Genomic DNA, 23,136 nt, shown 5'->3' with positions numbered 1-23,136 from the left:
AAGTCATGAGGGAAGCTTCCTTTTTTACAGGGAAGTGTCAAGTGGCCAGTTGCAGGTGCCTGTTATAAATAAGGATGAAAAGGGTACGGAACAATAGAAACTGTTATTGGAGGTTGATCATAATGGAAAAGGTAGTAATTCTTGGAACTGGACCTGCCGGCCTGACTGCAGCAATCTATTTGGCCCGTGCCAATATGAATCCGGTAATCATTGAGGGCGATCAGCCTGGAGGACAGCTGACACTGACGACAGAGGTCGAGAACTTCCCGGGCTTCACCGATGGAATCATGGGTCCTGAGCTGATGGATAATATGAGAAAGCAGGCTGAACGCTTTGGTGCGGTCTTTAAGAGAGGATGGGTGACAGAAGCAGATTTTTCAAAAAAGCCGTTCAGGATGAAGGCAGACGGTATTGGAGAAATAGAAGCAGAATCAGTCATTCTTTCAACCGGCGCCTCTGCCAAGCTTTTAAACATTCCCGGCGAGAAAGACAATATAGGCAAGGGAGTCAGCACCTGTGCCACTTGTGATGGGTTCTTTTTCCGCGGGAAAAAGGTCCTGATCATCGGCGGCGGGGACTCTGCCATGGAAGAAGCCAACTTCCTTACTAAATTTGCTGACAATGTAACCATTGTCCACCGCAGAGATGAGCTGAGGGCTTCAAAGATTATGCAGGACAGGGCCAGGGAAAATCAGAAAATCAGCTGGAAACTGAACAGGACTCCTGTAGAGGTCCTATCAGAATCTGATAAGGTGACCGGCCTTAAAGTGCTGAATAATGAAACCGGAGAGGAAGAAGTCCTGGAAACAGACGGCATTTTTGTTGCCATCGGCCACAGGCCCAACACAGGATTCCTCGGCAGCCAGATCGACCTGGATGAGTCTGGCTATATCACTGTAAAGCCTGGCACGACAGAGACCAATATCAAAGGTGTGTTTGCCTGCGGCGATGTCCAGGATAAAAGGTACAGGCAGGCCATCACAGCTGCAGGAACCGGCTGCATGGCGGCCCTTGACGCCGAAAGATATCTGGAAGGTGACGCCATCCTTGATTGGAGCGAAACCCTCAACCAGGGCCAGTAGAAGATTTTGCCTTTAAAAATGCTGGGAAACCAGCTATAAATCAACAGGGAAAAGGCAGGATAAAAGATGGATGCGTTATTTTATGAACCTGCTATAATGAGTGAAAAATCATTATTAGGGTGGTTTTGCATGGGAAATACAAGCTGCAGATATGTCATTAATGCTTCAGGAAAAAGCGGTGAAATGTATCATACAACATGCGAAAATAAGATGGAAGTCAAAAGATGGATCGAGGAAAACCAGGAAAAGATTCTGGCAGACAGAATAAAAGTGACTGACAAGAAAAAACGTCCTTTTTCCGGGCTTCTGTTTTTTATAAAATAATCATCCAGGGGGTGCCGCGATTGCCGCGGCATTCTTTTTTTGTATAAAGTTTTGTAAACTGGTGAATATAATAGCATGGTGCCTGTAGCTCAATGCAAAGAGCAGCCGGTTTTTACTACTGTGAAAAATTGTGCATTTTGCGGGTTGAAATCCCGCCAGGTCCATTGAAGCCGCATCCCTTTGGGGGTGCGGCTTTTCTGCCGGAAGCTAATCAAATGAAAATTTAAAAATGCTATTTTCAAATTGACATTGAGAATCAATATCAATTATAATAAACTTAATGATATTGAGAATCAATATCACTTAAAGCGGGACTGACCTGCCAAACCCCCTCTGCAGTCCCGCTTTAATACATATCTTAAAATTTTTGATAGGAGGGACTGATATGAATCATCAGTTTGCGGTATTGGAAGCTTTCAGGCATGAATATCCTGTCTGCAGGGCATGCTGTGCGGCTAAGGCGCCTGGACCGCTCGATTTGAAAAAGGGCGATGTTCTGGCCATAACGTGTGAGAAAAAGTATGTTGACCTTCTGGGATGGTTCTTTTTAATCAATATTAACGGAGAGCGGCAAGTATATATGTCTATATCTGACTTAGAAGATTATTATTTAACCGGAAAGATATGCTCTTTCTTTGACCTGGCATTAAAGATGAACCATTTGAGCTATAAAGTCAATCAGTCCCTGGACTGCAGGAATAAAAAAGAGTTTGGTATGTATTCTGAACAGCTGAGGCAATGGAAGGAATTCCAGGAGTCCGTTTACGAGAAAGATAAAGAAAGGGTATAAAGGCAGGAAAATGCGTCATTGATGCATTCTCCTGCCTTTTTTTATATGAAGCCTTTTCGGGGGGTGAGTCAATGCTCTTACACATCCCTCCCAATCCATCACAAGTTTATATGGAAATGCGCTGCAATCACAGAAATATAGGAATCAAATTCCTGGATTCCCTTGAAGTTGGACAGCATGCCCTGAATGACTGGAACCCTTGGGCTGCTGCTCAATATTTCCGCTTCCAGCACTTCCATGGACACTGCCAGATCTTCTTTATGCCTTCCTGACAACGCTTCCTTTTTCATGCTTTTCACCGCCGAAGTTAAATTACCCTTGTGCCCGGCAAGCATTTTTTTTGCTGCTTCCAGCAGAGCTGCATTTTTTTCCTCAGAGATGATCGGCTCTTCCTCGAGGATGCCGCCGACAATGCTGTCCATCCTTCGCATGATATATTCAGCAACCCCATCTGCTTTAAAGTTTTCAGGATCGTGCATAAGAATTTTAAAGAACGGGTGGAACATACCTTCGATCATCATGGAGAGGTCCCAAAGATATGGAGTGATTTTTTCACCATAGATGGAAGACAGGCCATTTCTGTAAAATTGATGCACCTCTATGATCCGTGCAAATATAAGTTCCTTTAGTGCTTCATCCCTTGGCAGCGCCTGCTCCCGGGTAAGCATGATCATAAAGTCTTTATGAGTGGCAAATGTATTGAAAAGGGAACCCAGCTGGCTGATGAATTTTTCGCGGGGCTCCAGTTCCCTGTTTTCATATACAAAAATTTCTGCATGCAATTCATCGAAGCTATTGTCGAAAATAGCATGAAGGAGTTCTTCCTTTGATTTGAAATAAAGATAGAAGGCTCCCTTTGACATGCCTGTGTCATTGACGATTTCCTGGATGGAGGTTGAGCTGAAGCCCTTTTTTGCAAATAGTTTCTTAGCGGAATCAAGTATCAGTTTTTCTTTTTCCTTCAATTGATCAGAACCTCCCTGTCTGGGTCTCTTAAAGCCATTTATAGATACTGCAGCGTTCTGCTGCCAGTCACAATATCGCCACATTTTAAACCTATGGTAAAACTTGACGCATGACCGGTCAGTCAGTTATGCTAGGCACTGTAGTGACCAGTCAGTCACATCATAATACAAAAAGTCAATTAAATCAATTATAGCAAGGAGAGGAAGTATGAAAAGCATTATCCAGTTTTCCCTGAAGAACAAATTTGCTGTCTGGCTTCTGACAATTATTATTACGGCAGCAGGCTTGTATTCCGGGCTGAACATGAAAATGGAAACCATCCCGAGCATTTCGACCCCGCTTGTTTCGGTGATGACGGTCTACCCGGGTGCCACTCCGGAACAGGTGGCAGATGAAATTTCAGAACCGATTGAAAAGAGGGTCCAAAACCTTGAAGGAGTATCAGTGGTAAGCTCTTCTTCCTTCCAGAACGCTTCATCGGTTCAGATACAATACAATTTTGACAAAGATATGGATAAAGCACAGGATGAAGTGAAGGAAGCGCTGGACAGCATTGAATTTCCAGACGGTGCCCAGGAGCCCGGTGTTTCCCGCCTCAGCCTTGATGCATTCCCAATCATGTCCCTGAGCATCTCTGATGAGAAAAAATCTCTGCCTGAGCTGACTAAAACGGCTGAAGACCAGATTGTGCCTGCGATTGAGGGGATAGAAGGAGTTTCTTCTGTCCAGATATCCGGCCAGCAGCTTCAGGAAGCACAGCTCACCTTTGACCAGGAAAAGATGGCTGAATTTGGGCTTGATGAAGAAACAGTCAAGAACATCATCAAAGGTTCTGATGTTTCTTTCCCGCTCGGATTGTATACATTTGAAAACACTGAAAAATCGGTTGTTATTGATGGAAATATCGCTACAATAGATGACTTAAAACAGCTGAAGATTCCAGCTGTTCCGCAGGGAGCCGGCCAGCAGGCCCAGGGTGCTCCGGCTGAAAGCGGCCAGCAGGCTGCAGGACAGCAGCAGGGTGCTGCCCCTGGTGCAGGTGCACAGCAGGGCGCTGGCCAGGCTGGTGCAGCTGCGGGAATTCCGACTGTTGAGCTTCAGGATATCGCCACTATTGAAGTGGTCGGCAAAGCCGAATCGATTTCAAGGACTAATGGAGAAACATCAATCGGCGTACAGATTGTTAAAGCCGCCGATGCCAATACGGTTGAAGTTGTCAATGATGTAAAGGCACAGCTTTCAGAGCTTGAAAAAGACATTGATGGCTTGAAGGTAACGCCAATCTTTGACCAGGGAGAGCCGATCGAAGAATCTGTAGAGACGATGCTGAGCAAAGCTGTATTTGGGGCAATTTTTGCGATGATCATCATTCTTCTGTTCCTGCGCAATTTCAGGACGACGATCATATCGGTCATTTCAATCCCATTATCGCTGCTTATTGCGATACTTCTGCTGAAGCAGATGGATATCACGCTGAACATTATGACATTGGGTGCCATGACTGTGGCCATCGGCCGTGTAATCGATGATTCAATTGTCGTCATCGAAAATATTTTCCGCCGCATGAGCCTTAAAGGTGAAGAACTGTCAGGACGGGAACTGATTGTTTCGGCAACAAAGGAAATGTTTATGCCGATCCTGTCTTCGACCATTGTCACCATTGCGGTATTCCTCCCGCTTGGACTGGTTAAAGGCACGGTTGGGGAACTGTTCCTTCCGTTTGCTCTTACCGTGGTATTTGCCCTGCTTGCATCGCTGCTTGTAGCGATTACGATTGTGCCGATGATGGCCCATACGTTCTTTAAGAACGGATTGCCGGCTAAGCATCAGCATCAGGATGAAGAAAAGCCCGGCAAGCTTGCTTCAGGCTACCGGAAGGTCCTTAACTGGGCATTGAACCACAAAATCATCACCTCGGGGATTGCCGTACTGATGCTGGTCGGAAGCTTGTTCCTTGTACCAGTAATCGGCGTTTCTTTCCTGCCTGCCGATGAGCAGAAAATGGTGATTGCCACATACAAACCAGAGCCGGGCCAGACACTTGAAGAGGTAGAGGAAATTGCCGGCCGCGCAGAAGAGATGCTTCTCGACAGAGACGGAGTGAAAAACCTGCAGTTCTCTGTGGGCGGAGAAAATCCGATGAACCCCGGCCAGTCCAATTCCGCTATGTTCTTTGTAGAATATGAGGATAGCAAAGAGAATTTTGATAAAGAAAAAGAAGATGTGATTGAAGAGCTGAAAGGTTTGGCTGATAAAGGGGAATGGGGAAGCCAGGACTTCTCCGGAATGGGTTCAAGCAGTTCGCTTTCCATGCAGGTATACGGAGAGAGCATGGATGATATTGAGCCGGTCATCTCCGAACTTGAAGGCATCTTTAAAGACAATGATTCTTTGACAAATGTTAAAACAAGCATCTCAGATACGTATGACGAATACACGCTCGTAGCTGACCAGGAGAAATTGAGCAGCCTGGGGCTGTCTGCAGCACAGATCGGAATGGGCCTTTCCAACACAGGCCAGCGCCAGGTGCTGACGACGGTTGATTATGATAACGAAGAAGTCAACGTATATGTTGAAATGGAAGCAGAATCTTACCAGGATATCGATGACCTTACAGACCAGACGGTTCAGTCTCCACTGGGAATTGAGGTTCCGATTAAAGATGTGGTCGAAATTCAGGAAGGTACGACTTCCGATACGATTACAAGGCAGGACGGCCGGATTTACGCGAATGTCAGCGGAGAGATTACATCGAAGGATGTTGCAAAAGTTTCTGCAGATGTGAATGCGGAAGCTGATAAGCTTGAGCTGCCTTCAAATGTAGAAATTTCAATGGGCGGTGTAACGGAGGATATCAATGAATCCTTTACACAGCTTGGGCTTGCGATGCTTGCTGCCATCGCGATTGTATATCTCGTTCTGGTCATTACTTTTGGCGGAGGGCTTGCTCCATTTGCCATCCTGTTCTCACTGCCGTTCACGATCATCGGTGCTCTTGTCGGGCTATTGATTGCAGGGGAGACCTTGAGCGTATCTGCCATGATCGGGGCATTGATGCTGATCGGGATTGTCGTGACCAATGCAATCGTTCTGATTGACCGCGTCATCCATAAGGAACAGGAAGGCCTGCCGACACGGGAAGCGCTTCTGGAAGCAGCCGGTACAAGGCTTCGTCCAATCCTGATGACAGCCATCGCAACCATCGGTGCATTGGCGCCGCTGGCTGTAGGACTTGAAGGAAGCGGCCTGATTTCCAAAGGACTGGGAGTAACCGTAATAGGCGGACTCACAAGCTCAACGCTTCTCACATTGCTGATTGTGCCTATTGTGTATGAGAGCTTAATGAAGCTGAAGAGAAGAGGAAAAAAGAAAACAGCCGCTGCTGAATAAGCAGACTGAAGAGGCAACGGGAATCCCCCGCTGCCTCTTTTTTCTGTTCAACTGAAGTATTGCATCTAGAGAAGCCCTAATAAAGCACCGCCGGCTGCCCCGGTTAGTACGACGATCCATGGAGGCAGCTTCCAGTAGGCAAGCATGGCAAAAAGGATGCTTGCGAATGCGAAGTCTGCCGGCGCCAGGATGGAGCTTGTCCAGATTGGATTGTAAAAGGCAGCAATCAGAATGCCTACCACTGCTGCATTGACCCCCATCAAGACACTGGCAGCCTTTGGGTTGCTGCGCAGCCTGGCCCAGAATGGCAGCGCGCCTGAAATCAATAAAAAGGCGGGGAGGAATATAGCGGCAGTCGCCAGGAGACCCCCCTGCCAGCCGCTGATTACGGCTCCGATATAGGAAGCAAAGGTGAAGAGCGGGCCCGGCACCGCCTGGGCAGCGCCATATCCGGCAAGAAAGGCTTCTTCAGTCAGCCAGCCGCCCGGCACAAACTCCCGTTCAAGGAGGGGAAGTACAACATGACCGCCGCCAAATACGAGTGAACCGGAGCGGTAAAAGCTGTCAAACATCGCAATCCAGTTTAAGGAAGTGGCTTCCCGAAGAACCGGAAGGATGATGAGCAGGCCGAAAAATAATGCCAGTGCCGCTGCGCCTGTCTTTTTTGAAATCGGAAATGGCATTGGTGCCTTTTTTTCCTGTGAGTGGTTTCTATAAAGGACAGAACCGGCAATTCCCGCGGCTAAGATAATCGAAATCTGCGAAATGGCAGTTTGCCACAAAAGGGCTGCTGTCAGGGCAAGAAGGACGATGGCCTTCCTTTTCAGATCAGGTGCAAGCTTTGACGCCATTCCCATGATGGCATGCGCCACCACAGCAGTGGCTACAATTTTCAAACCATGGATCCACCCGGAATTGACTGCGTCCAGGCCATCCATGAGAAGTGCAAAAAGAATCAGCGCTACAACGGAAGGGAGGGTAAAGCCTAAGAAGGCAAGAAAACCGCCAATCAGGCCACCTCTGGCAAAGCCGATTCCCATGCCTACCTGGCTGCTTGCAGGGCCGGGCAGGAACTGGCAAAGAGCTACAAGATCAGCATAGCTTTGCTCATCCATCCACTTCCGCCGTCTTACATACTCTTCATGAAAATAGCCCAAGTGGGCAATAGGACCGCCAAATGATGTCAGGCCAAGCTTGGCCGAAACTAGCAGTATCTCAATAAAAGTATGAATGGTATATTTACTTTCTGTATTCATCTTTTCGTCTCTCCTTCCGTTAATCAATCCTTGATTTCTTTAAAAAGCTCATAAGCCTTTTTCCTGGCTTCTTCCAAAACCGTCTGCCCTTTTGGAGTAGCCGTATAGTACTTCCGGATTTTACCATCCACATTCCGGTTTTCCTTCATAAGCAGGCCATCTGATTCCATCCCGTGAAGAATGGGATACAATGTGCCAGAGCTTATCGAGTAGCCATGCTCTTTCAGCTCTTCCAGCATCCATGCTCCATAGATTGGTTCTTCCAATGCATGGTGGAGGATGTGGATCTGGATAAAGCCTAAGAATAATTTGCGGAGAATTTTATCTTCCACTTCCCAGCCCCCTATCGTTATATCGAAGTTCAATATCGGATTTCGATAACGGTAGTATAACAATATCTGAATGGAATTTAAGTACCTTTACATAATCTTTACAAAAAGAAAGAGGAATGAAAGATTCACTCTAATTTTTTCCATTCATAGATTTGGTTATTTGAGGTAAAAATAAACAAAACATAAAAAAGGAGTGAAGATCATGATAAAAAAGCTTAGCATCGTGCTTCTATGCGCACTTTTTCTTGGACAGGCTGCTGGAATGGTACAGGCAGAAGGTACGGACAGCGGACAGCGCAAACAGCTGACAGAGGAGCAGGTAAAGGAAATTGAGGCTCTTCAGGCAGATGTCCTGGAGGCGAGGAAAAAGGTCATCATGAAATATGCAGACTTTGGGGCAATCACCGCTGACCAGGCACAGGAAATGGTGAAGCATCTGGAAAAAAGGCACGAAAAAATGAAAGAAGAAGGCTTCATGCCCCACTGGCTGAATCGTAAGCACTGCCCGCATTGCCATTAATAGATGGCTTGTGGAGGCTGTTTGACTTAAACAGCCTTCTTTTGTAAAATAAGTCTATATAAATTGATTTCCTTTTTTAAAAGGGGAGTAGCAGATAAGCACAGTCGTCAATACGGGCAATAGCCCCGGCTATGCTGGCAATCTTCGAATTGTTTGCGAGACCTTTACCACGTTTGTTTGGTATGGGTCTCTTTTGATTATTGAGGCATTATGACCAGGCAAAAGGTCATGATGCCTTTTTTGTCGTTTGAAGGATGCTGTCTGGTTATTAGCATCAGCTAGACTATTGAGAGAAGTTCGGGAATACATCTTTACTAGGAGGGGGCAGGCTCTGCCATTTTGCAGAGCCCGTAAAACAGGAGGAGGAACTTCTATGCCGCAGAAAAAGTATAAAAGGCTCGCTGAAAGCGTCCTTATTGCCGAAAATCCAATCAGATATATACAAAAAGACGAAGCCCTCCTTCATGCTGGAACGGGCAGAAGTGCAGCTGTTTTCAAGATTGCCGGGACAGAAAAGGCACTCAAGGTATTTGCCCCTGCTTTCAGCCACATTGCCCTGGAAGAGGCTGAGATTTATGGGCAGCTCGAAGGAGGCGTATTTTATCCGCGCCTGCATGAAAAAGGGGATAACTATATTGTCATTGACTATATTGAAGGTCAAACCTTTTTTGAATGCCTTACAAACGGAACCAAGATCACACCGGACGATATTGCAAGAGTGGATGCAGCGCTGGAGCTTGCCCGTGCTAAAGGGCTGAATCCTTCTGACATCCACCTCAGGAATTTATTTAAAACGTCAGCTGGGGAAATCATGCTGATTGATGTGGCAAGATTCAGGCAGGCCAGCTTCTGCAGGCAATGGGAAGACCTGAAATACTTTTTCTGCAAGTTCTATTTCAAGCCTCTGTTTCCAAAAAGGTTCCCCGAACCTGTATTAAATGGGGCAGCTTATGTGTATAAAAGGTTATTGAAGCGGCGCAGCTGCTGACGGGAATGGGCAACTCTGGTTTAGCCATAGCTTACTGTGTGGTAAAGGCATAAAAAAAGCCAGGAGTTGAGATGATGGAAGAGAAGAAAGATTATTATATTGATATCGAGAATGGCCAAATCCATCCGGGAAAAGCAGAGGGAGAGGACTGGCAATTCAGGGTATTTGCAGATGACGAGGAAATCCACCAGCTGGCAAAATATTTAAATATCAACTATGATGCGGATTTAAAAACATTCGTACGCTCACATATTCCTTTCCTTGAATATCATAAAGATCCTCAGAATGATGAATATGATGCCACGATTGAACAGGCATATGCACTGATCTACCAGCTTGGAGATGAAGAAGCAAGGGCGCATGTAAAGAGCATGGGCATCTTATCCGGGGAAGAACTGAACAGACGCTGATAACATCCAGGCAGCCGGAATTTGGCTGCCTGTTTGTTTTATTTCTTTTTAAAGTGGTAACAGAGTAGAAAAGAGAATGGAGGGATTCAATTGGAAAACTCAGTTTATGAAGAATGTATACAGGCCTGTCTTGAATGTATGGATGCATGCAATATGTGCTTCGATGCCTGTCTGAAGGAAGAGGATGTAAAGATGATGGCCCGCTGCATCAGGCTTGACAGGGAGTGTGCCGATTTTTGCGCGTTTGCGGCTAAGGCAATGCAATCTGACAGCCCATTTGCAAAACAGATCTGCGCTGTCTGCGCTGATATTTGCGAGGCATGCGGAGAAGAGTGCAAAAAGCACGATCATGAGCATTGCCAGAGATGCGCAGATGCCTGCTTAAAATGTGCTGAAATCTGCCGCAGCATGGCAGCGTAAAAGGAATGTGCAAACTGTTTTCCGGCCTCCGGGCAAAATGCCGGCTGAGCCTGGAACAGGCATTTGAAGTGTAAAAAAACAGATCTTAAGATCATCTGAAAAAGCCGGGCTGAACCGGCTTTTTTCATGAAGAAAAAAGTACAGGCAGCTGCAGACATTTGAGTTGATTTTATACCTGAAGGCGTATATGATCGAAGTGCCGATACACCAATCTAATGTGAAACTAAGGGAAATATCACCAACTTCAGTGAGGTACAAAAAAGATGATATATATGCTGATCGTTTTCTTGTTTTTGCTAGCGGTTCCTTTCTATAATCGTTATATTCCAGTCCTCAAGGTGCCGTGCCGCAGGGTGGATGAAATCCCCGGGGACCATGTGATCCTTGATATCAGGGATTACAATGAGGGCTATGAAGAACGGATTCCGGGTGCTGTAAATCTTCCTGTCCCTTATATTGTCCGAAATCTTGACGATATCCCTGCAAGAAAGATCCATCTTATCTGCGCCTCCCCGCTGGAGCGGAATATGGGAGTCCGTCTGCTTCAAAAAAATGGCTTTCAAGTGGCCGGATTCACTTTGTCCAATAAAAAATGTGGCGGGAAGGAGCTGGCCTGCTGCCATAAATATTAAAGAATCCCCCCACTGTGAGAATGGGGGGATATCTTTATGTTTAGGGTATTTTTAAAATATAAGTCTTCGTCTTGAGGCCCAAAAAGGATGTGGTGTATGCAGACGCTGGCACAGGACACCGCGTACTTAGTCTGCATGCCTAAAGGGTGATCAAGAAGCTTGCGTTTTAGTTCAGGCTAGGAGATGTGCGGAATCTTTATTTTAACTTCAAAAGATTGTCCTTTATGGGTATAATCCAGGAAGCCATTGTAGGAAAGGACAATATCTTTAATGATTTTTGTGCCAAGCCCTTCATGGTCCCCCTCCTTAGTAGACATGCCGAATCTTTCAAACAAGGAGTCTATGATGGACTGTGGGACAGGCAGCGTACTATTGGAGCAGGTCAAAATCATAAGTCCGCTTCTTTTGTAAAACTGGAGCCTTGCGTATGCATCATCAAAGCCGGAAGCTTTATAGTCAGCTGCAGCCTCAATGCTGTTGGACAGGATATTGCCCGCTAATGCCGCAATATCCTCATCTTTCATGGGGAGAGAAGACAGGGGAAGCTCCAGGTCGTAATGGATGCTTATGCCTTCTGCCGAGGCCTTTTTCTGCATATGATGCAGCACACCGGCAACAGGGCCGTTTTCCCCTTTGATGGCCAGATTCACTTCTTCATATCCGGACAAGAGCCCCCCGAAATACGCTTTTGCTTCGCTGAATTGCCCTTTATCCAGCATATATTGGACAGCCGAGACATGCTTCAGGAAATCATGCCGCTGCTTGCGAACAGCGAGATAGGTATCATTGAGCTGCCGCACCTCCATCTCCTTTTCTTTGAGGCGTGCACCTGATGATAAAATGATCTTCCCGCTGTACCATCTGGCTGTTTCTGCCAGCACTGCTGCTCCTGCTGCAGCTGCAATAGCAGCCTTTGAGCCGGACAGGACTGCAGCCAGAAGGACTAGCAGCTGAAAAACCAAAAATAACGCTCCAAGGGCTGGGTGGAAGCTGGAGGAGTTCAGTTTTACCGAAAAGAAAAGGATGGCAGAAAAAATCATGAATGCCAATGCACCTGTCATCAACGGCTTCCACTGCGGTGCCAGGAGTATAAAGCAGCCGGCTCCGGCAGCGGATAATAGCACCGAATACAGGAGGGCAGGCGCTGAGCTGTTTATCTGAGAGCGCAAAATCCATCTTCCCCTTTTCAACTAAAATAAAGGCATAGCCTGTTAAAAATAGTGATCCTGCAAAAAATCTATCTTCTCTTTTGTAATCATTGCCTTCTCTGTTGTCCCATCAAAAAAAACAACATAGGAGTTTTTGGCGTACAAAGAAAAGTTCTTTACATAATGGATATTGATAATGAATGAACGGTGCGAGCGGATAAAATCTCTTTCACGGAGCTCGCCTTCAAGCTCATTCAGCGTTTGGTATGTTTTAATTTGTTCCTGCTTTGTATGTATGGTGGTTGATCGGCCGGAACGCTCAATAAAGATAATATCTTTTTTCTGGATGATATGAATATCGCTTTTTTGCCTGAGAAACAGCCGGCCGGAAATTTCCGGTGTCCGGTTTTTTTCAATATATCGGAGGACGGCTTTTTCAAGCCTGTCTTTTGTGAATGGCTTCATAATATAATCATGGACATTCAGTTCAAAGGCATGGACCGCGTAGCCGCTCGTGCCAGTCACGAAAATGACGGCAATATTGAGGGCATACGTATGGATAATATCGGCCAGTTCGTATCCTGAAAGGCCAGGCATTTCAATATCGGCAATCAGGAGGTCAATTTCTTCCTTTTTGACCCTTTCGTAAGCCTCTTCTGCAGAGGTGGTTGAAAACACAATTTCTGTCCCTTCCATCTTGGATATAACTCCGTACAGCTTGTCTAAATCAATCGGCCGGTCATCCACCAATCCCACTCTTATCATAGTTTCGCCTCTCGTCAATTAAATTACGTATCTATTTTACCATCTATTGGACAGAAAACATCCTTTTCACGACATGAAATGGCATTTTCGCGACAGAATCGAAGCGGTGATGCGATCAGACAGGTAAGATTAAGCTACAAAGAGAGCAGGAAAGGAGCAAAAAAGATGATCGAGATAAAGGAAGTAACGAAAAGATTCAAAGATAAAAAGGTGCATGTAACTGCATTGAAGCATATATCATTTTCAGTCAGGGAAGGCCAGGTGGTTGGCCTCCTCGGAGAAAATGGGGCCGGGAAAACAACACTACTGAGGACGATTGCCACACTGTACACGCCGACAGAGGGTGCCGTTTCAGTCGGCGGCTTTGATACCGTTAAACAGCCAGATGAGGTAAAGAAGCGTATGGGCGTTCTGTTTGGCGGGGAAACCGGATTATATGACCGCCTTACGGCCAGGGAAAATCTTGAGTATTTTGCATCTCTTTACGGCCTTGGACGCCATGAAACAAAGGTCAGAATCGATGAGCTTGCAGTGATGTTCGGCATGAAAGACTATCTGAACAGGAAGGTAGGGGGATTCTCCAAAGGGATGAGGCAAAAGGTTGCCATTGCGAGGACCCTTATCCATGACCCGGAAATCATTTTGTTTGATGAACCGACAACCGGCCTTGATATCACTTCTTCAAATGTATTCAGGCAGCTTGTCAGCTCACTTAAAAGGCAGGGGAAAACAATCATCTTTTCCAGCCACATTATGGAGGAAGTGAAGATGCTCTGCGACTCAGTAGTCATGATTCATAAAGGTGAAATGGTCTATAAGGGCGGACTCGAGGATTTATACCGTGAAGAGGGAAGCTCAGATCTGAATTATATTTTTGAATCAAAATTGGTGAGGGGGAACGATTATGCTTCGTAATATTTATATAAAAGAAATGAAGGATATCTTGAGGGACCGGAGGACATTACTTTTGAGCGTCCTGCTCCCGATCCTTCTGCTGACGGGCCTTACCTTATTTTATGAGAAAATGATGTCTGATGATGGTTCAGAAACCTATACCCTAGCCATCAGCGATACTGCAGGCGAAGAAGCTAAGGAGCTTGTGTCAGGCATTCCTAACCTTGAGGTGAGTGAGTATGCCAACCCCGGGAAGGCAGTAAAAGATGGGAAGGCTCATGCAGCCATTGAATTCAGCGGCCAATTCTTTGAAAATCCGGAAGGCGGGGAGCCGGGTACCGCAGTCATTAAAGGTGACTCTCTCAGCCAGAACTCTGCTTATGTGATGTCACAGCTGGAAGGGGCTTTGAATGCGTACAGCGATACACTGGTTTCGGAAAGGCTGACAGCTGCAGGGGTGGATCCACAAGTTACTCAACCGATCGTTGTTCAGGTAACTGAAATCAATAATGAAGATGAAAATGCTGCTTCTGTCGGAATACTTGCGGGCTTCCTGCCAATGGTCATTACGATTGCAATCGCATCCGGTGCATATCCTGCTGCTTCAGATTTATTTGCAGGAGAGAAAGACAGAAAGACAATGGAGGCATTGCTGATGACACCGGTCAGCAGGATCAAGCTTCTGTTTGCCAAATGGCTCGCAATCTCCACAATCGGCATGATTGCAGGCATTGTATCAGTAGCCGCAATTGTACTGGAAACCATTTTCCTGACCGAAAAACTCAAGGCTGCCCTGGAGTTTGGGGACAATACGTTCACGATTATCGCTGTGACAATTGTGATCACCCTGCTGTTCGCCTTGTTCATGGGTGCCCTGCAAATGGTCGTCAGCATCATTGCGAAGACGGTAAAGGAAGCGCAGAATTATATTTCACCGATCATGATGCTTGCAATTGTGCCGACTCTATTCCTGAGCGGCGTAGGCATCAATGAATTGACTATGAAACATTTTCTGATCCCGTTTGTGAACATCCATGCGCTGATCAATGAACTGCTCCACGGGAGTGTCAATATGGAGAATATCCTTCTGACGCTTGCAAGTACGGCTATCTCCATTGTCCTTGTATTCATCATCTCCCGCTCATTATTCCTTAAAGATAAATGGGTGCTGAACTGATATAGTTACAGAAAGGGCGCTGCAGCCGCAGCGCCTTTTGTTTGTTTTTCAGGCATTGTGGAAAATAATATGAAAATCTGTTTTCAATATCAGATTATTTCGGTATGATAATATTTAGTATAGCGAAATATTCAAAAGACGAAAGAAGTGGAGTGGATGAATCAGGAACAGGCAGCAAAGAGAAATTTAATGATTATGTGGTTTGCCAACTTTTTTGTGGCAGCCAGCATGACAATGGTTTTGCCATTTATCTCTTTATATATAGAAACCTTCGGGGACTTTTCAGAGGAATATGTCCAGCAATGGTCAGGATGGACATTTGCAATCACTTTTGTGACTGCTTTTCTCTTTTCGCCGATTTGGGGAAGGATCGGGGATAAATACGGGCGAAAAAAAATCCTGCTTATCTCCGGTTTTGGCATGGCTGTCTCTATCTTTATGATGGGATATGTCACCAGTGTATGGCAGCTTTTCATGCTTCGATTGTTTATGGGGATGTTTACAGGCTTTATTTCCCTTTCCCAGGCGTTCATTTCTACCCAGACGCCGCAGCGGATTGCAGGAAGGGTCCTGGGAACCCTGCAGACAGGAAGCATTACCGGTTCACTGCTAGGCCCGATGCTCGGTGGGGTCCTGGCTGACTCGCTCGGATACGCGACAACCTTTCAGTGGACCTCGATTTCCATTTTTATCTCAGCAGTTCTCGTTATTTTTACGAAGGAATTCAAGGTTGACCTCAAAAAGGGTTCGAAAACGAGCTATTCCAGCAAAGAGGTCATCAAGCATATAGCGGCAAATCCGGTCCTTTTGACTGTACTCTTTATCAGCATGCTCATTCAGATTGCGCACTTCAGCATCCAGCCGATACTATCATTGTATGTGAATGAGCTTCACGGCCATGAGAACATTGCTTTCTTCTCGGGGATTGCCTTCTCAGCCGCTGGTCTTGGAAACCTGCTCATGGCAAGAAAATGGGGGAAGATCGGTGATCAGTCCGGGTATCTGAAAGTGCTGGTATTTCTGCTGTTCATGGCGGCTATCGTTTATCTGCCAGGAGCTTTTGTAACGAATATCTGGCAGCTCGTGGTCATCCGGTTCCTCCTGGGCATTGCCATTGGCGGAATCATCCCTGTCAGGATTGCCTATATCCGCCAGGAAGCACCTGTCAGCATGCAGGGGGAGGTGCTGGGATATAATACAAGCCTCCGCTTTCTCGGGAATATTATCGGGCCGGTTCTTGGCGGCTTCCTTTCCGGATATTTCGGGTTTTCGTCTGTCTTTTATGTCACAAGCTTTTTATTGCTGATAAGCGGCGTGCTTCTCATAGCAGCGATGAACCGGAACCCTGAATTAGCGAACAACCATTAGACTCTCCTTTCAGGGGAGTTTTATTTTGGTTTTAGAATAATATTAGAATAATTTACCAATTAACGAAACTTATTAATCATCCTATTATTTCTTATATTTTTAGGGGAAACTAGGTATTTTAAATTATATGAATATATAAATAATAGTGCGAATGATTCATTGTTCGAGCCTCGAAATAAAAGTATACTCGTTATTAGACAATTTCGACTTCTAGATTTGTCAGAATAATTAGAGGGGGCTATCACATTGAAAAGAAGAAAGAAAGCTGCTTCTGCTGTATTGGCTGCAGCCATGGGGCTGAGCGTATTCTCAGCCGGTGCCTTTGCACCAGTCCAAAAAGCTCAGGCTTATAATGCTGTATCCAGCCCATATGCAGGAGCGCAGGCAGATTTAGGCATCGCCAATGATGAAAGATTAATAGAGCTTTTGAAAAAGCAGGGAAAGATTTCGAACAACGCTACCCATTCAGAAGCTGATAAGGCACTAAAAAAATTCCTGAAGGCCAAAGCAGAGAATGCAGCTAAGGTCCCGGCCGGAAAAGTAGGAAAAGAGCTGGATGTTTCTGAACAGCAGGAAAAAGGCAAATCAGGAAACGGTTTGAAAAACGGCAAGGGCAACAAGCTTGGACAAGCTAAAAAAGCGCATGTTGATCCTGTACAAAAGGAAAATTATGAAGGGGATACAAGAGAAGATAAAGTTCTTGTCCTTGCCATCGAGTTCTCGGATTATAAGCACAGCTCGATTACCAAAGAAGAATCAGACATGTTCTATGAAGATTATCCTTTAGAGCATTTCCAGGATATGATCTTCGGAGAGGAAGGCTATGAAGGGCCTTCAGGCCAGAACCTCGTATCCATGAAGCAGTACTATGAACAGCAGTCCGGCGGAAGCTATACCGTGGATGGGAAGGTTGCCGGCTGGTATACAGCCGATCACCCTGCTAAATATTACGGCGAGAATGTGCCGGCACCGGACGGTAATGATAAAGCCGCCAGAAGCCTTGTAATGGAGGCATTGAATAAAGCGGCTCAGGATCCGAATGTGAACCTGACTGAGTATGATCAGTGGGACCGTGACGATTATGATGGGGACGGCGTTTATAACGAACCGGACGGCCTTATCGACCATCTTATGGTCATCCATGCAGGTGTTGGAGAAGAAGCAGGCGGAGGATCGCTTGGCGGAGATGCCATCTGGTCTCACCGTTCAAAACTTGGATCAGGCCCGGTAGCGGTTAAAGGAGCTAAATCCGACAGCGACCGCTGGGGCGGCGTATTGGGAGCCTGGGACTACACGATTGAACCTGAGGACGGGGCAGCGGGTGTGTTTGCTCACGAATATGGACATGACCTCGGCTTGCCTGATGAGTATGACACACAATATACAGGGCAGGGAGAGCCAGTAGCCTACTGGTCAATCATGTCGAGCGGAAGCTGGGCAGGAGATGTTCCTGGAACAGAGCCTACAGGATTCAGTGCCTACGCAAAACTGATGCTTCAGAATTGGCATGGGGGCAACTGGCTGTCTGGTGCGACCATTTCCTCGGAGGATGTAAATTCTAAAGGTGTGGAAGTTCTTCTTGATGAGGCTGTAACGAAAGGAAATAATAATGATGCGGTCAGAATCGATCTTCCGCAGAAAGAAAATATCGTCAATACACCAGCGAGCGGTTCATATGAGTATTTCAGCGGCAGCGGCGACGAGCTGAATAACTCAATGACAGCTTCAATCGATCTTGCCGGCGCTTCGGAGGCTGAGCTTTCCTTCAAGGCCTGGTATGACATTGAAGAAGATTGGGACTACGCTTCTGTCCAGGTCCGTGAGCAGGGGACTGAGGAATGGGTATCCATTCAGGGCAATCTTACAACAGATACAGACCCGAATAACCAAAATCCGGGCTTTGGGATTACAGGGAATTCAAATGGCTGGAAGGATGGCAGCTTTGACCTGTCTGCATTTGCAGGAAAGAAAATTGAGGTTAAATTCCATTACTACACAGATGTTGCTGCCACAATGCCAGGTTTCTATGCAGACGATATCCTTATAACAGCCGATGGAAAGGAAGTCCTGAAGGATGATGCAGAAGGAGAATCTGCATTTTCGCTGGAAGGATTCACTAAAGACCAAGGGAAATTTTATTCAGACCATTACTATCTTCTCGAATGGAGATCTCATAATGGAGTGGATGCAGGACTTGCCCATGTGCGCCGCGGCGACAGCCTGATCAGCTATGATAAAGGCCTTGTCGTATGGTATGTCGATGATTCATTCACAGATAACTGGACTGGCATTCATCCAGGCGAGGGGTATCTCGGCGTTGTGGATGCAGATCAGCATGCATTGAAGTGGAACGACGGTTCAGTTGCCAACAACCGCATTCAGATGCATGATGCAGCCTTCAGCCTGAACAAATCAAGTAAAATGCTGATAGAGTATTTAAACCAGGGGCTAAGCCTGAAGGACAACCAGACAAAACAAACGCCGTTATTCGACGACAGCGCTGACTACAGCAATCCAGGGCTCGTAGATGTGGGGCGGAAGGTGCCTCAGGAAGGGCTGAAATTCCGTGTTACAGGAGAAAGTGCTGACGGAACAGTCGGAAAGGTCCTGATCTTTAAATAATCATTTTTGAATCCAGCCTGAAGCCAGGCTGGAATTTTTTTTGTTATTAAGGAACTTATGAAATTTGTACAGTTAACACGCGGAATAGTGAATTCCTGAGTATACTGCAGCTGCGCATGGCCTGCAGTTTTTTGCAGAGGGAGGCAAAGCGGGTTCCCTCCAGAGTATTTCTGGTAATACATTGGAATATAAAATAAGGCGGTTAGCGGCCGGCATTAGAGGGAAAAGGACAATAAATCATAATCCCCATTTAAGCGGGCTGGCAGGAGTTGATGAATCACAAATGAAAAAAATGATAGCGTATTTAAAAAAACTTGGAAAGGAAATAAAAGATGACAGGGCAACAGGACTCGCAGCTGAACAGGCATATTATTATATGCTCTCCATATTCCCGATCCTCATTCTGCTGCTGTCCATCGTTCCTTATCTGAATATTGATCCGCAAAAGGCCATTTCCTTTCTGCAGACCGTCATGCCTTCCGAAACCGCAGCTGTGTTTGAAGAAAATGTGGTGAACATAGTGACACAGCCAAGCGGCGGCCTGCTGACTTTCGGTATCATTGGTACATTATGGTCGGCATCCAACGGGATGCAGGCTTTCATACGGGCGATGAATCAGGCATTTGACGTCGAGGAGACCCGTTCCTTCATCAAGGCAAGACTCATTTCGATCGGCCTTACACTCGGCCTTATTTTTTCACTGATCGTTGCCTTGGTTCTCCCGGTATTCGGAAATGTAATTTTGGATCTTGTCCAATCTTTCATCAATATCCCGGATGAAATGCAAATCCTGTTTTCGGTTCTGAGATGGGTTGTCGCCATAATCGTCATAGCGGCTGTACTTTCTGTCCTCTACAAGCTGGCGCCGAATAAGCATTATCCTTTCAAGCATGTTATACCGGGGGCGATTGCAGCAACCGTCATCTGGCAGCTGATCTCCCTTGGACTTTCCATCTATATTGGCAATTTTGCCAATTACTCAGGTACTTATGGAAGCCTTGGGGGAGTTATCGTGCTTATGCTCTGGTTCTATCTGACGGGTCTTACCCTTGTGGTAGGCGGAGAAATCAATGCTATCTATCACCGGGAGCGCGTAAGCCCTACAGTACGGGCAAAGAAGAAGGCTGCCGCTTCCTTCAACTGAAGCATAAAAAAAAGGAACCTTGGAGGTTCCTTTTTTTATGGATTAATTAAACTTGTTCACATAAGGGATGCGTTTCGTCCAAAGCTTTTTAAACAGCTTTGGAGTTTGTTTTGCCTGTACAACAACATGGTTGACTTTTTCCTTTTTCGCCTGGATATCCTGCTGAATTTCCTTTTGGTGAGCCGTGAGCTCAGTTGTCTGAGTTTTAATGTTCTCAGTCTGTTTCTGCAGCCTTGCAGCAGTCTCTGTCAGGTTTTGGATAGCGGGCTTGGAATCCTTATAAATTTTAAAGGCGCTGATGCCGAGATAAATAAGGGCTCCGGCAAAAATGGCTAAACTGATGTAGACGATGATCAAATTCTGCACCTTCCTTTCTTTATAAATTTAGTCCTTATCACTTTAATACCCATTCTGCTCAGGGTTTAACAGTGAATATGCACTGCCGTTCTGTAAAATTCAACCACGGGACGGTGCTGGCCCCGAAAACGATATCAGTAGTCTGAATTTATTTTTAAATTGACGCTTGCGGATTCTGCTTGTTAGAATGGCAACATTATATTCATAAAATATTTATTACTGTATATGTCCGGAAATAAGGTCTGGACGTTTCTACCAAGCTGCCGTAAATGGCTTGTCTACAGGTTAAGCTTTTCCCCGTATTCTTTTTTGGGGCTTCCTGTATATTTGCGCCGCGGCTTCGCTTGTAAAAGCGGGGCTTTTTTTGTTTCAGTTCTGGACAACAATAAGCCTAAAGAGAAACAACTTCAAAAATAATTCCTGCAGGAGGAGCCAAATGTCCAATTTCTTTCAATTCACTTCAAGAGGCACCACATATAGACAGGAGACGGTTGCCGGCATCACTACGTTCTTATCCATGGCTTATATCCTGATCGTCAATCCTATTATCCTGAGCCAATCCGGGATGGATAAAGGAGCTGTTTTCACAGCTACAGCTCTTTCTGCCATCATTGGTTCGCTTTTGATCGGCCTGCTTGCCAATTATCCTATCGGGATAGCGCCAAGCATGGGACTGAATTCGTTCTTTACTTTTTCTGTATGCATCGGGATGGGAATTCCTTGGCAGACAGCCTTGACAGGCGTATTTGTATCTGGTGTGCTGTTTGTTATCTTAAGTCTCCTGAAAATCCGCGAAAAAATCATTAATGTCATTCCCGGGGACCTGAAGCATGCCATTGCTGCGGGAATCGGCTTCTTCATCGCTTTTATCGGGCTGAAAAACGCCGGACTGATTGTGGGAAATGAAGCAACATTTGTATCGATCGGCAATCTGAAATCACCTGCTGTCCTTCTGGCAGTTTTCTGTTTCATCCTTACTGTTATCCTGCTTGTAAAGGGCATAAAAGGCGCAATCTTTTATGGAATGGTCGTTTCTGCTGCTGCGGGTATGATTTTTGGGGTGATTGAGTCCCCAACGCAAGTGGTTGGGCCTATCCCAAGCCTCGGACCGACCTTCGGGGAAGTGTTCTTGCATTTGGATCAGGTGTTTACGCCGGAAATGCTTGCCGTCATCTTCACATTCCTGTTCGTTGCTTTCTTTGATACCGCAGGAGCCCTGATTGCCATCGCAAGCCAGGCGGGACTGATGAAAAATAACGAAATCCCAAATGCCGGCCGGGCGCTTCTGGCTGATTCTGCTTCTACGGTTGTTGGTTCCGTCCTCGGAACTTCCACGACAGCATCCATGATTGAATCCAGCTCAGGTATTGCGGCAGGGGGCAGGACCGGATTCACTTCTGTCATCATTTCCGGGTGTTTTGCCATTGCTTTGTTCTTTTCGCCGCTGCTCGGTGTCATTACGGCTGAAGTAACCTCTCCGGCCCTTATCATTGTGGGGGCCCTTATGGCATCCGAAGTGCGGCTGATTGACTGGACCAGGCTTGAAATCGCCATACCTGCGTTTGTAACGATCCTTATGATGCCGCTCACCTTCAGTGTTGCAACAGGGATTGCATTAGGCTTCATATTATATCCGGCCGCCATGCTTGCCCTGAAAAAAGGAAAAGAAATCCACCCAATCATGTACGGGCTGTTCGTGGCCTTTCTGGCATATTTCGTCTATCTTGCCTGATGGGAATAGGGAGCATGCTGCCTGGATATAGTAAGGGGGCCGCTGTGAGCGGCCTCTATTGCTATATTTTGCCGCTGTCTGAAGTGGAGTTGCTTGACGGTAAATATTTTCTCATTATAATATCGAGGTTGTATGAACTCGATTCTTTTTTAGGAGTGGAACTTAATGGCACAGCAGACAGCAGATTTTTTTGAAATAGCAGCCGGGCGCAGGTCCGTTAAAAATTATGACCCAGAAAGCAAGCTTACGAAGGGTGAAGTGGAAGAGCTTATTGAATTGGCGGCAAAAGCGCCGTCAGCATGGAATCTGCAGCATTGGAAATTCCTTGTTTTTCATGGTGGGGAGGCACAGCAGCGCCTGCTGCCGATCGCTTACAACCAGCAGCAAATCGTGGAGGCCTCAGCTGTTTTTGCCGTGCTGGGGGATTTGGAGGCCAATAAAAACGCTGAACCGGTCTTCAGCCAGGATGTTTCTGACGGCCTTATGACGGAAGAAATCAAGCAGATTCTCATCAAGCAGGTTGAGGGAGCTTATAAAGATAAAAGTAAAGCCAGAGATGCAGCATTCAGCAATGCTTCACTGGCGGCCATGCAGCTGATGCTGGCAGCAAAAGCAAAGGGCCTGGATACGTGCCCGATCGGCGGCTTTAATGTGCAGGCATTTATTGAGGAGTTCAGTGTGTCAGACCGTTATGTCCCGATCATGCTGATCACTGTCGGAAAAGCAGCAAAGCCGGGACGGCCAACAAACCGTCTTGCCGTAGAACAAATATCAGAGTGGATTTAAGGGCCGCATGCAGAAGGACGACGCTTTTTGAGC

Annotated in this window: 22 protein-coding genes and 1 riboswitch; of the genes, 16 read left to right on the top strand and 6 right to left on the bottom strand. The window is 46.2% G+C overall.

The features are described from left to right. Positions 1 to 122: 122 nt before the first annotated feature. From trxB to CYJ37_RS18840, 3 genes are all read left to right on the top strand, one after another. The gene (gene trxB / locus CYJ37_RS18850) at positions 123 to 1,082 is read left to right on the top strand and encodes a thioredoxin-disulfide reductase (protein WP_009795081.1); all 960 of its coding nucleotides are present in this window, start codon (positions 123 to 125) and stop codon (positions 1,080 to 1,082) included. Positions 1,083 to 1,211: 129 nt separating this feature from the next. Next, positions 1,212 to 1,406 (top strand): hypothetical protein, encoded by a 195-nt coding sequence (locus CYJ37_RS18845; RefSeq protein WP_009795082.1) that lies wholly within the window; start codon positions 1,212 to 1,214, stop codon positions 1,404 to 1,406. A gap of 385 nt (positions 1,407 to 1,791) precedes the next feature. Continuing rightward, positions 1,792 to 2,196: a hypothetical protein gene (locus tag CYJ37_RS18840; protein ID WP_009795084.1), complete on the top strand. Its 405-nt coding sequence runs from the start codon at positions 1,792 to 1,794 to the stop codon at positions 2,194 to 2,196. A gap of 98 nt (positions 2,197 to 2,294) precedes the next feature. On the opposite strand, the gene CYJ37_RS18835 is transcribed toward CYJ37_RS18840, so the two are convergent. Continuing rightward, the gene (locus CYJ37_RS18835; protein WP_101551047.1) at positions 2,295 to 3,161 is read right to left on the bottom strand and encodes a TetR/AcrR family transcriptional regulator; all 867 of its coding nucleotides are present in this window, start codon (positions 3,159 to 3,161) and stop codon (positions 2,295 to 2,297) included. 208 nt (positions 3,162 to 3,369) lie between these two features. Between CYJ37_RS18835 and CYJ37_RS18830 the strand changes: the two genes are divergently transcribed. Continuing rightward, positions 3,370 to 6,552 carry an efflux RND transporter permease subunit gene (locus CYJ37_RS18830; RefSeq protein WP_101551045.1) on the top strand — a complete coding sequence of 1,061 codons (3,183 nt, stop codon included), beginning with the start codon at positions 3,370 to 3,372 and terminating at the stop codon, positions 6,550 to 6,552. Between the two features lie 65 nt (positions 6,553 to 6,617). Here the strand turns inward: CYJ37_RS18830 and CYJ37_RS18825 are convergent, their stop codons facing one another. Further along, positions 6,618 to 7,808, bottom strand: coding sequence for a chromate transporter (locus CYJ37_RS18825; protein ID WP_101551043.1), 1,191 nt, complete (start codon positions 7,806 to 7,808; stop codon positions 6,618 to 6,620). Positions 7,809 to 7,831: 23 nt separating this feature from the next. Further along, a complete protein-coding gene (locus CYJ37_RS18820) occupies positions 7,832 to 8,140 on the bottom strand; it encodes a PadR family transcriptional regulator (RefSeq protein ID WP_009795088.1) in 309 nt (102 codons plus the stop codon). A 202-nt stretch (positions 8,141 to 8,342) separates the two neighbouring features. On the opposite strand from CYJ37_RS18820, the gene CYJ37_RS18815 reads away from it, so the two are divergent. The 5 genes from CYJ37_RS18815 (at position 8,343) to CYJ37_RS18795 (ending at position 11,110) form a co-directional block, all read left to right on the top strand. Beyond that, positions 8,343 to 8,660 carry a YckD family protein gene (locus CYJ37_RS18815; RefSeq protein WP_094768340.1) on the top strand — a complete coding sequence of 106 codons (318 nt, stop codon included), beginning with the start codon at positions 8,343 to 8,345 and terminating at the stop codon, positions 8,658 to 8,660. 373 nt (positions 8,661 to 9,033) lie between these two features. Then, entirely contained in the window at positions 9,034 to 9,648 is a 615-nt protein-coding gene (locus CYJ37_RS18810; RefSeq protein ID WP_009795090.1) for a serine/threonine protein kinase, read from the top strand. A gap of 74 nt (positions 9,649 to 9,722) precedes the next feature. Then, the gene (locus CYJ37_RS18805; RefSeq protein ID WP_257964249.1) at positions 9,723 to 10,058 is read left to right on the top strand and encodes a hydrolase; all 336 of its coding nucleotides are present in this window, start codon (positions 9,723 to 9,725) and stop codon (positions 10,056 to 10,058) included. A gap of 90 nt (positions 10,059 to 10,148) precedes the next feature. Further along, positions 10,149 to 10,478 (top strand): four-helix bundle copper-binding protein, encoded by a 330-nt coding sequence (locus CYJ37_RS18800; RefSeq protein ID WP_009795092.1) that lies wholly within the window; start codon positions 10,149 to 10,151, stop codon positions 10,476 to 10,478. 263 nt (positions 10,479 to 10,741) lie between these two features. After that, entirely contained in the window at positions 10,742 to 11,110 is a 369-nt protein-coding gene (locus CYJ37_RS18795) for a rhodanese-like domain-containing protein (RefSeq protein ID WP_094768339.1), read from the top strand. Between the two features lie 176 nt (positions 11,111 to 11,286). Here CYJ37_RS18795 and CYJ37_RS18790 read toward each other — a convergent pair whose 3' ends face one another. Further along, complete coding sequence (locus CYJ37_RS18790; protein WP_022543541.1) at positions 11,287 to 12,279, bottom strand: sensor histidine kinase; 993 nt, start codon at positions 12,277 to 12,279, stop codon at positions 11,287 to 11,289. Positions 12,280 to 12,321: 42 nt separating this feature from the next. Beyond that, positions 12,322 to 13,023: a LytR/AlgR family response regulator transcription factor gene (locus tag CYJ37_RS18785; protein WP_101551039.1), complete on the bottom strand. Its 702-nt coding sequence runs from the start codon at positions 13,021 to 13,023 to the stop codon at positions 12,322 to 12,324. A 165-nt stretch (positions 13,024 to 13,188) separates the two neighbouring features. Between CYJ37_RS18785 and CYJ37_RS18780 the strand changes: the two genes are divergently transcribed. The 5 genes from CYJ37_RS18780 (at position 13,189) to CYJ37_RS18760 (ending at position 20,228) form a co-directional block, all read left to right on the top strand. Then, complete coding sequence (locus CYJ37_RS18780) at positions 13,189 to 13,938, top strand: ATP-binding cassette domain-containing protein (protein ID WP_022543542.1); 750 nt, start codon at positions 13,189 to 13,191, stop codon at positions 13,936 to 13,938. After that, positions 13,928 to 15,094 (top strand): ABC transporter permease, encoded by a 1,167-nt coding sequence (locus CYJ37_RS18775; RefSeq protein ID WP_101551036.1) that lies wholly within the window; start codon positions 13,928 to 13,930, stop codon positions 15,092 to 15,094. Before CYJ37_RS18780 ends, CYJ37_RS18775 begins: the two co-directional genes overlap by 11 nt. Positions 15,095 to 15,250: 156 nt before the next feature. Beyond that, positions 15,251 to 16,462 (top strand): MFS transporter, encoded by a 1,212-nt coding sequence (locus CYJ37_RS18770; protein WP_009795100.1) that lies wholly within the window; start codon positions 15,251 to 15,253, stop codon positions 16,460 to 16,462. Between the two features lie 291 nt (positions 16,463 to 16,753). Then, positions 16,754 to 19,084 carry an immune inhibitor A domain-containing protein gene (locus tag CYJ37_RS18765; RefSeq protein WP_371931561.1) on the top strand — a complete coding sequence of 777 codons (2,331 nt, stop codon included), beginning with the start codon at positions 16,754 to 16,756 and terminating at the stop codon, positions 19,082 to 19,084. A 283-nt stretch (positions 19,085 to 19,367) separates the two neighbouring features. Next, positions 19,368 to 20,228 (top strand): YihY/virulence factor BrkB family protein, encoded by an 861-nt coding sequence (locus tag CYJ37_RS18760; RefSeq protein WP_094768457.1) that lies wholly within the window; start codon positions 19,368 to 19,370, stop codon positions 20,226 to 20,228. Positions 20,229 to 20,270: 42 nt separating this feature from the next. On the opposite strand, the gene CYJ37_RS18755 is transcribed toward CYJ37_RS18760, so the two are convergent. After that, positions 20,271 to 20,585 (bottom strand): DUF948 domain-containing protein, encoded by a 315-nt coding sequence (locus CYJ37_RS18755; RefSeq protein WP_022543543.1) that lies wholly within the window; start codon positions 20,583 to 20,585, stop codon positions 20,271 to 20,273. A 199-nt stretch (positions 20,586 to 20,784) separates the two neighbouring features. Then, positions 20,785 to 20,886, top strand: a riboswitch (purine riboswitch). Between the two features lie 135 nt (positions 20,887 to 21,021). Here CYJ37_RS18755 and CYJ37_RS18750 point away from each other — a divergent pair. Both CYJ37_RS18750 and CYJ37_RS18745 read left to right on the top strand, forming a co-directional pair. After that, positions 21,022 to 22,317, top strand: a complete 1,296-nt coding sequence (locus CYJ37_RS18750) for an NCS2 family permease (RefSeq protein ID WP_094768335.1) — start codon at positions 21,022 to 21,024, stop codon at positions 22,315 to 22,317. A 165-nt stretch (positions 22,318 to 22,482) separates the two neighbouring features. Further along, entirely contained in the window at positions 22,483 to 23,103 is a 621-nt protein-coding gene (locus tag CYJ37_RS18745) for a nitroreductase family protein (protein WP_009795107.1), read from the top strand. Positions 23,104 to 23,136 lie beyond the last annotated feature (33 nt).

The organism is Bacillus sp. UMB0728, from assembly GCF_002858875.1.
GTDB classification, from domain to species: domain Bacteria; phylum Bacillota; class Bacilli; order Bacillales; family Cytobacillaceae; genus Bacillus_AB; species Bacillus_AB infantis.
The sequence above is the reverse complement of the archived record's forward strand: the minus strand, read 5'-3'. Positions and strand labels throughout refer to the sequence as shown.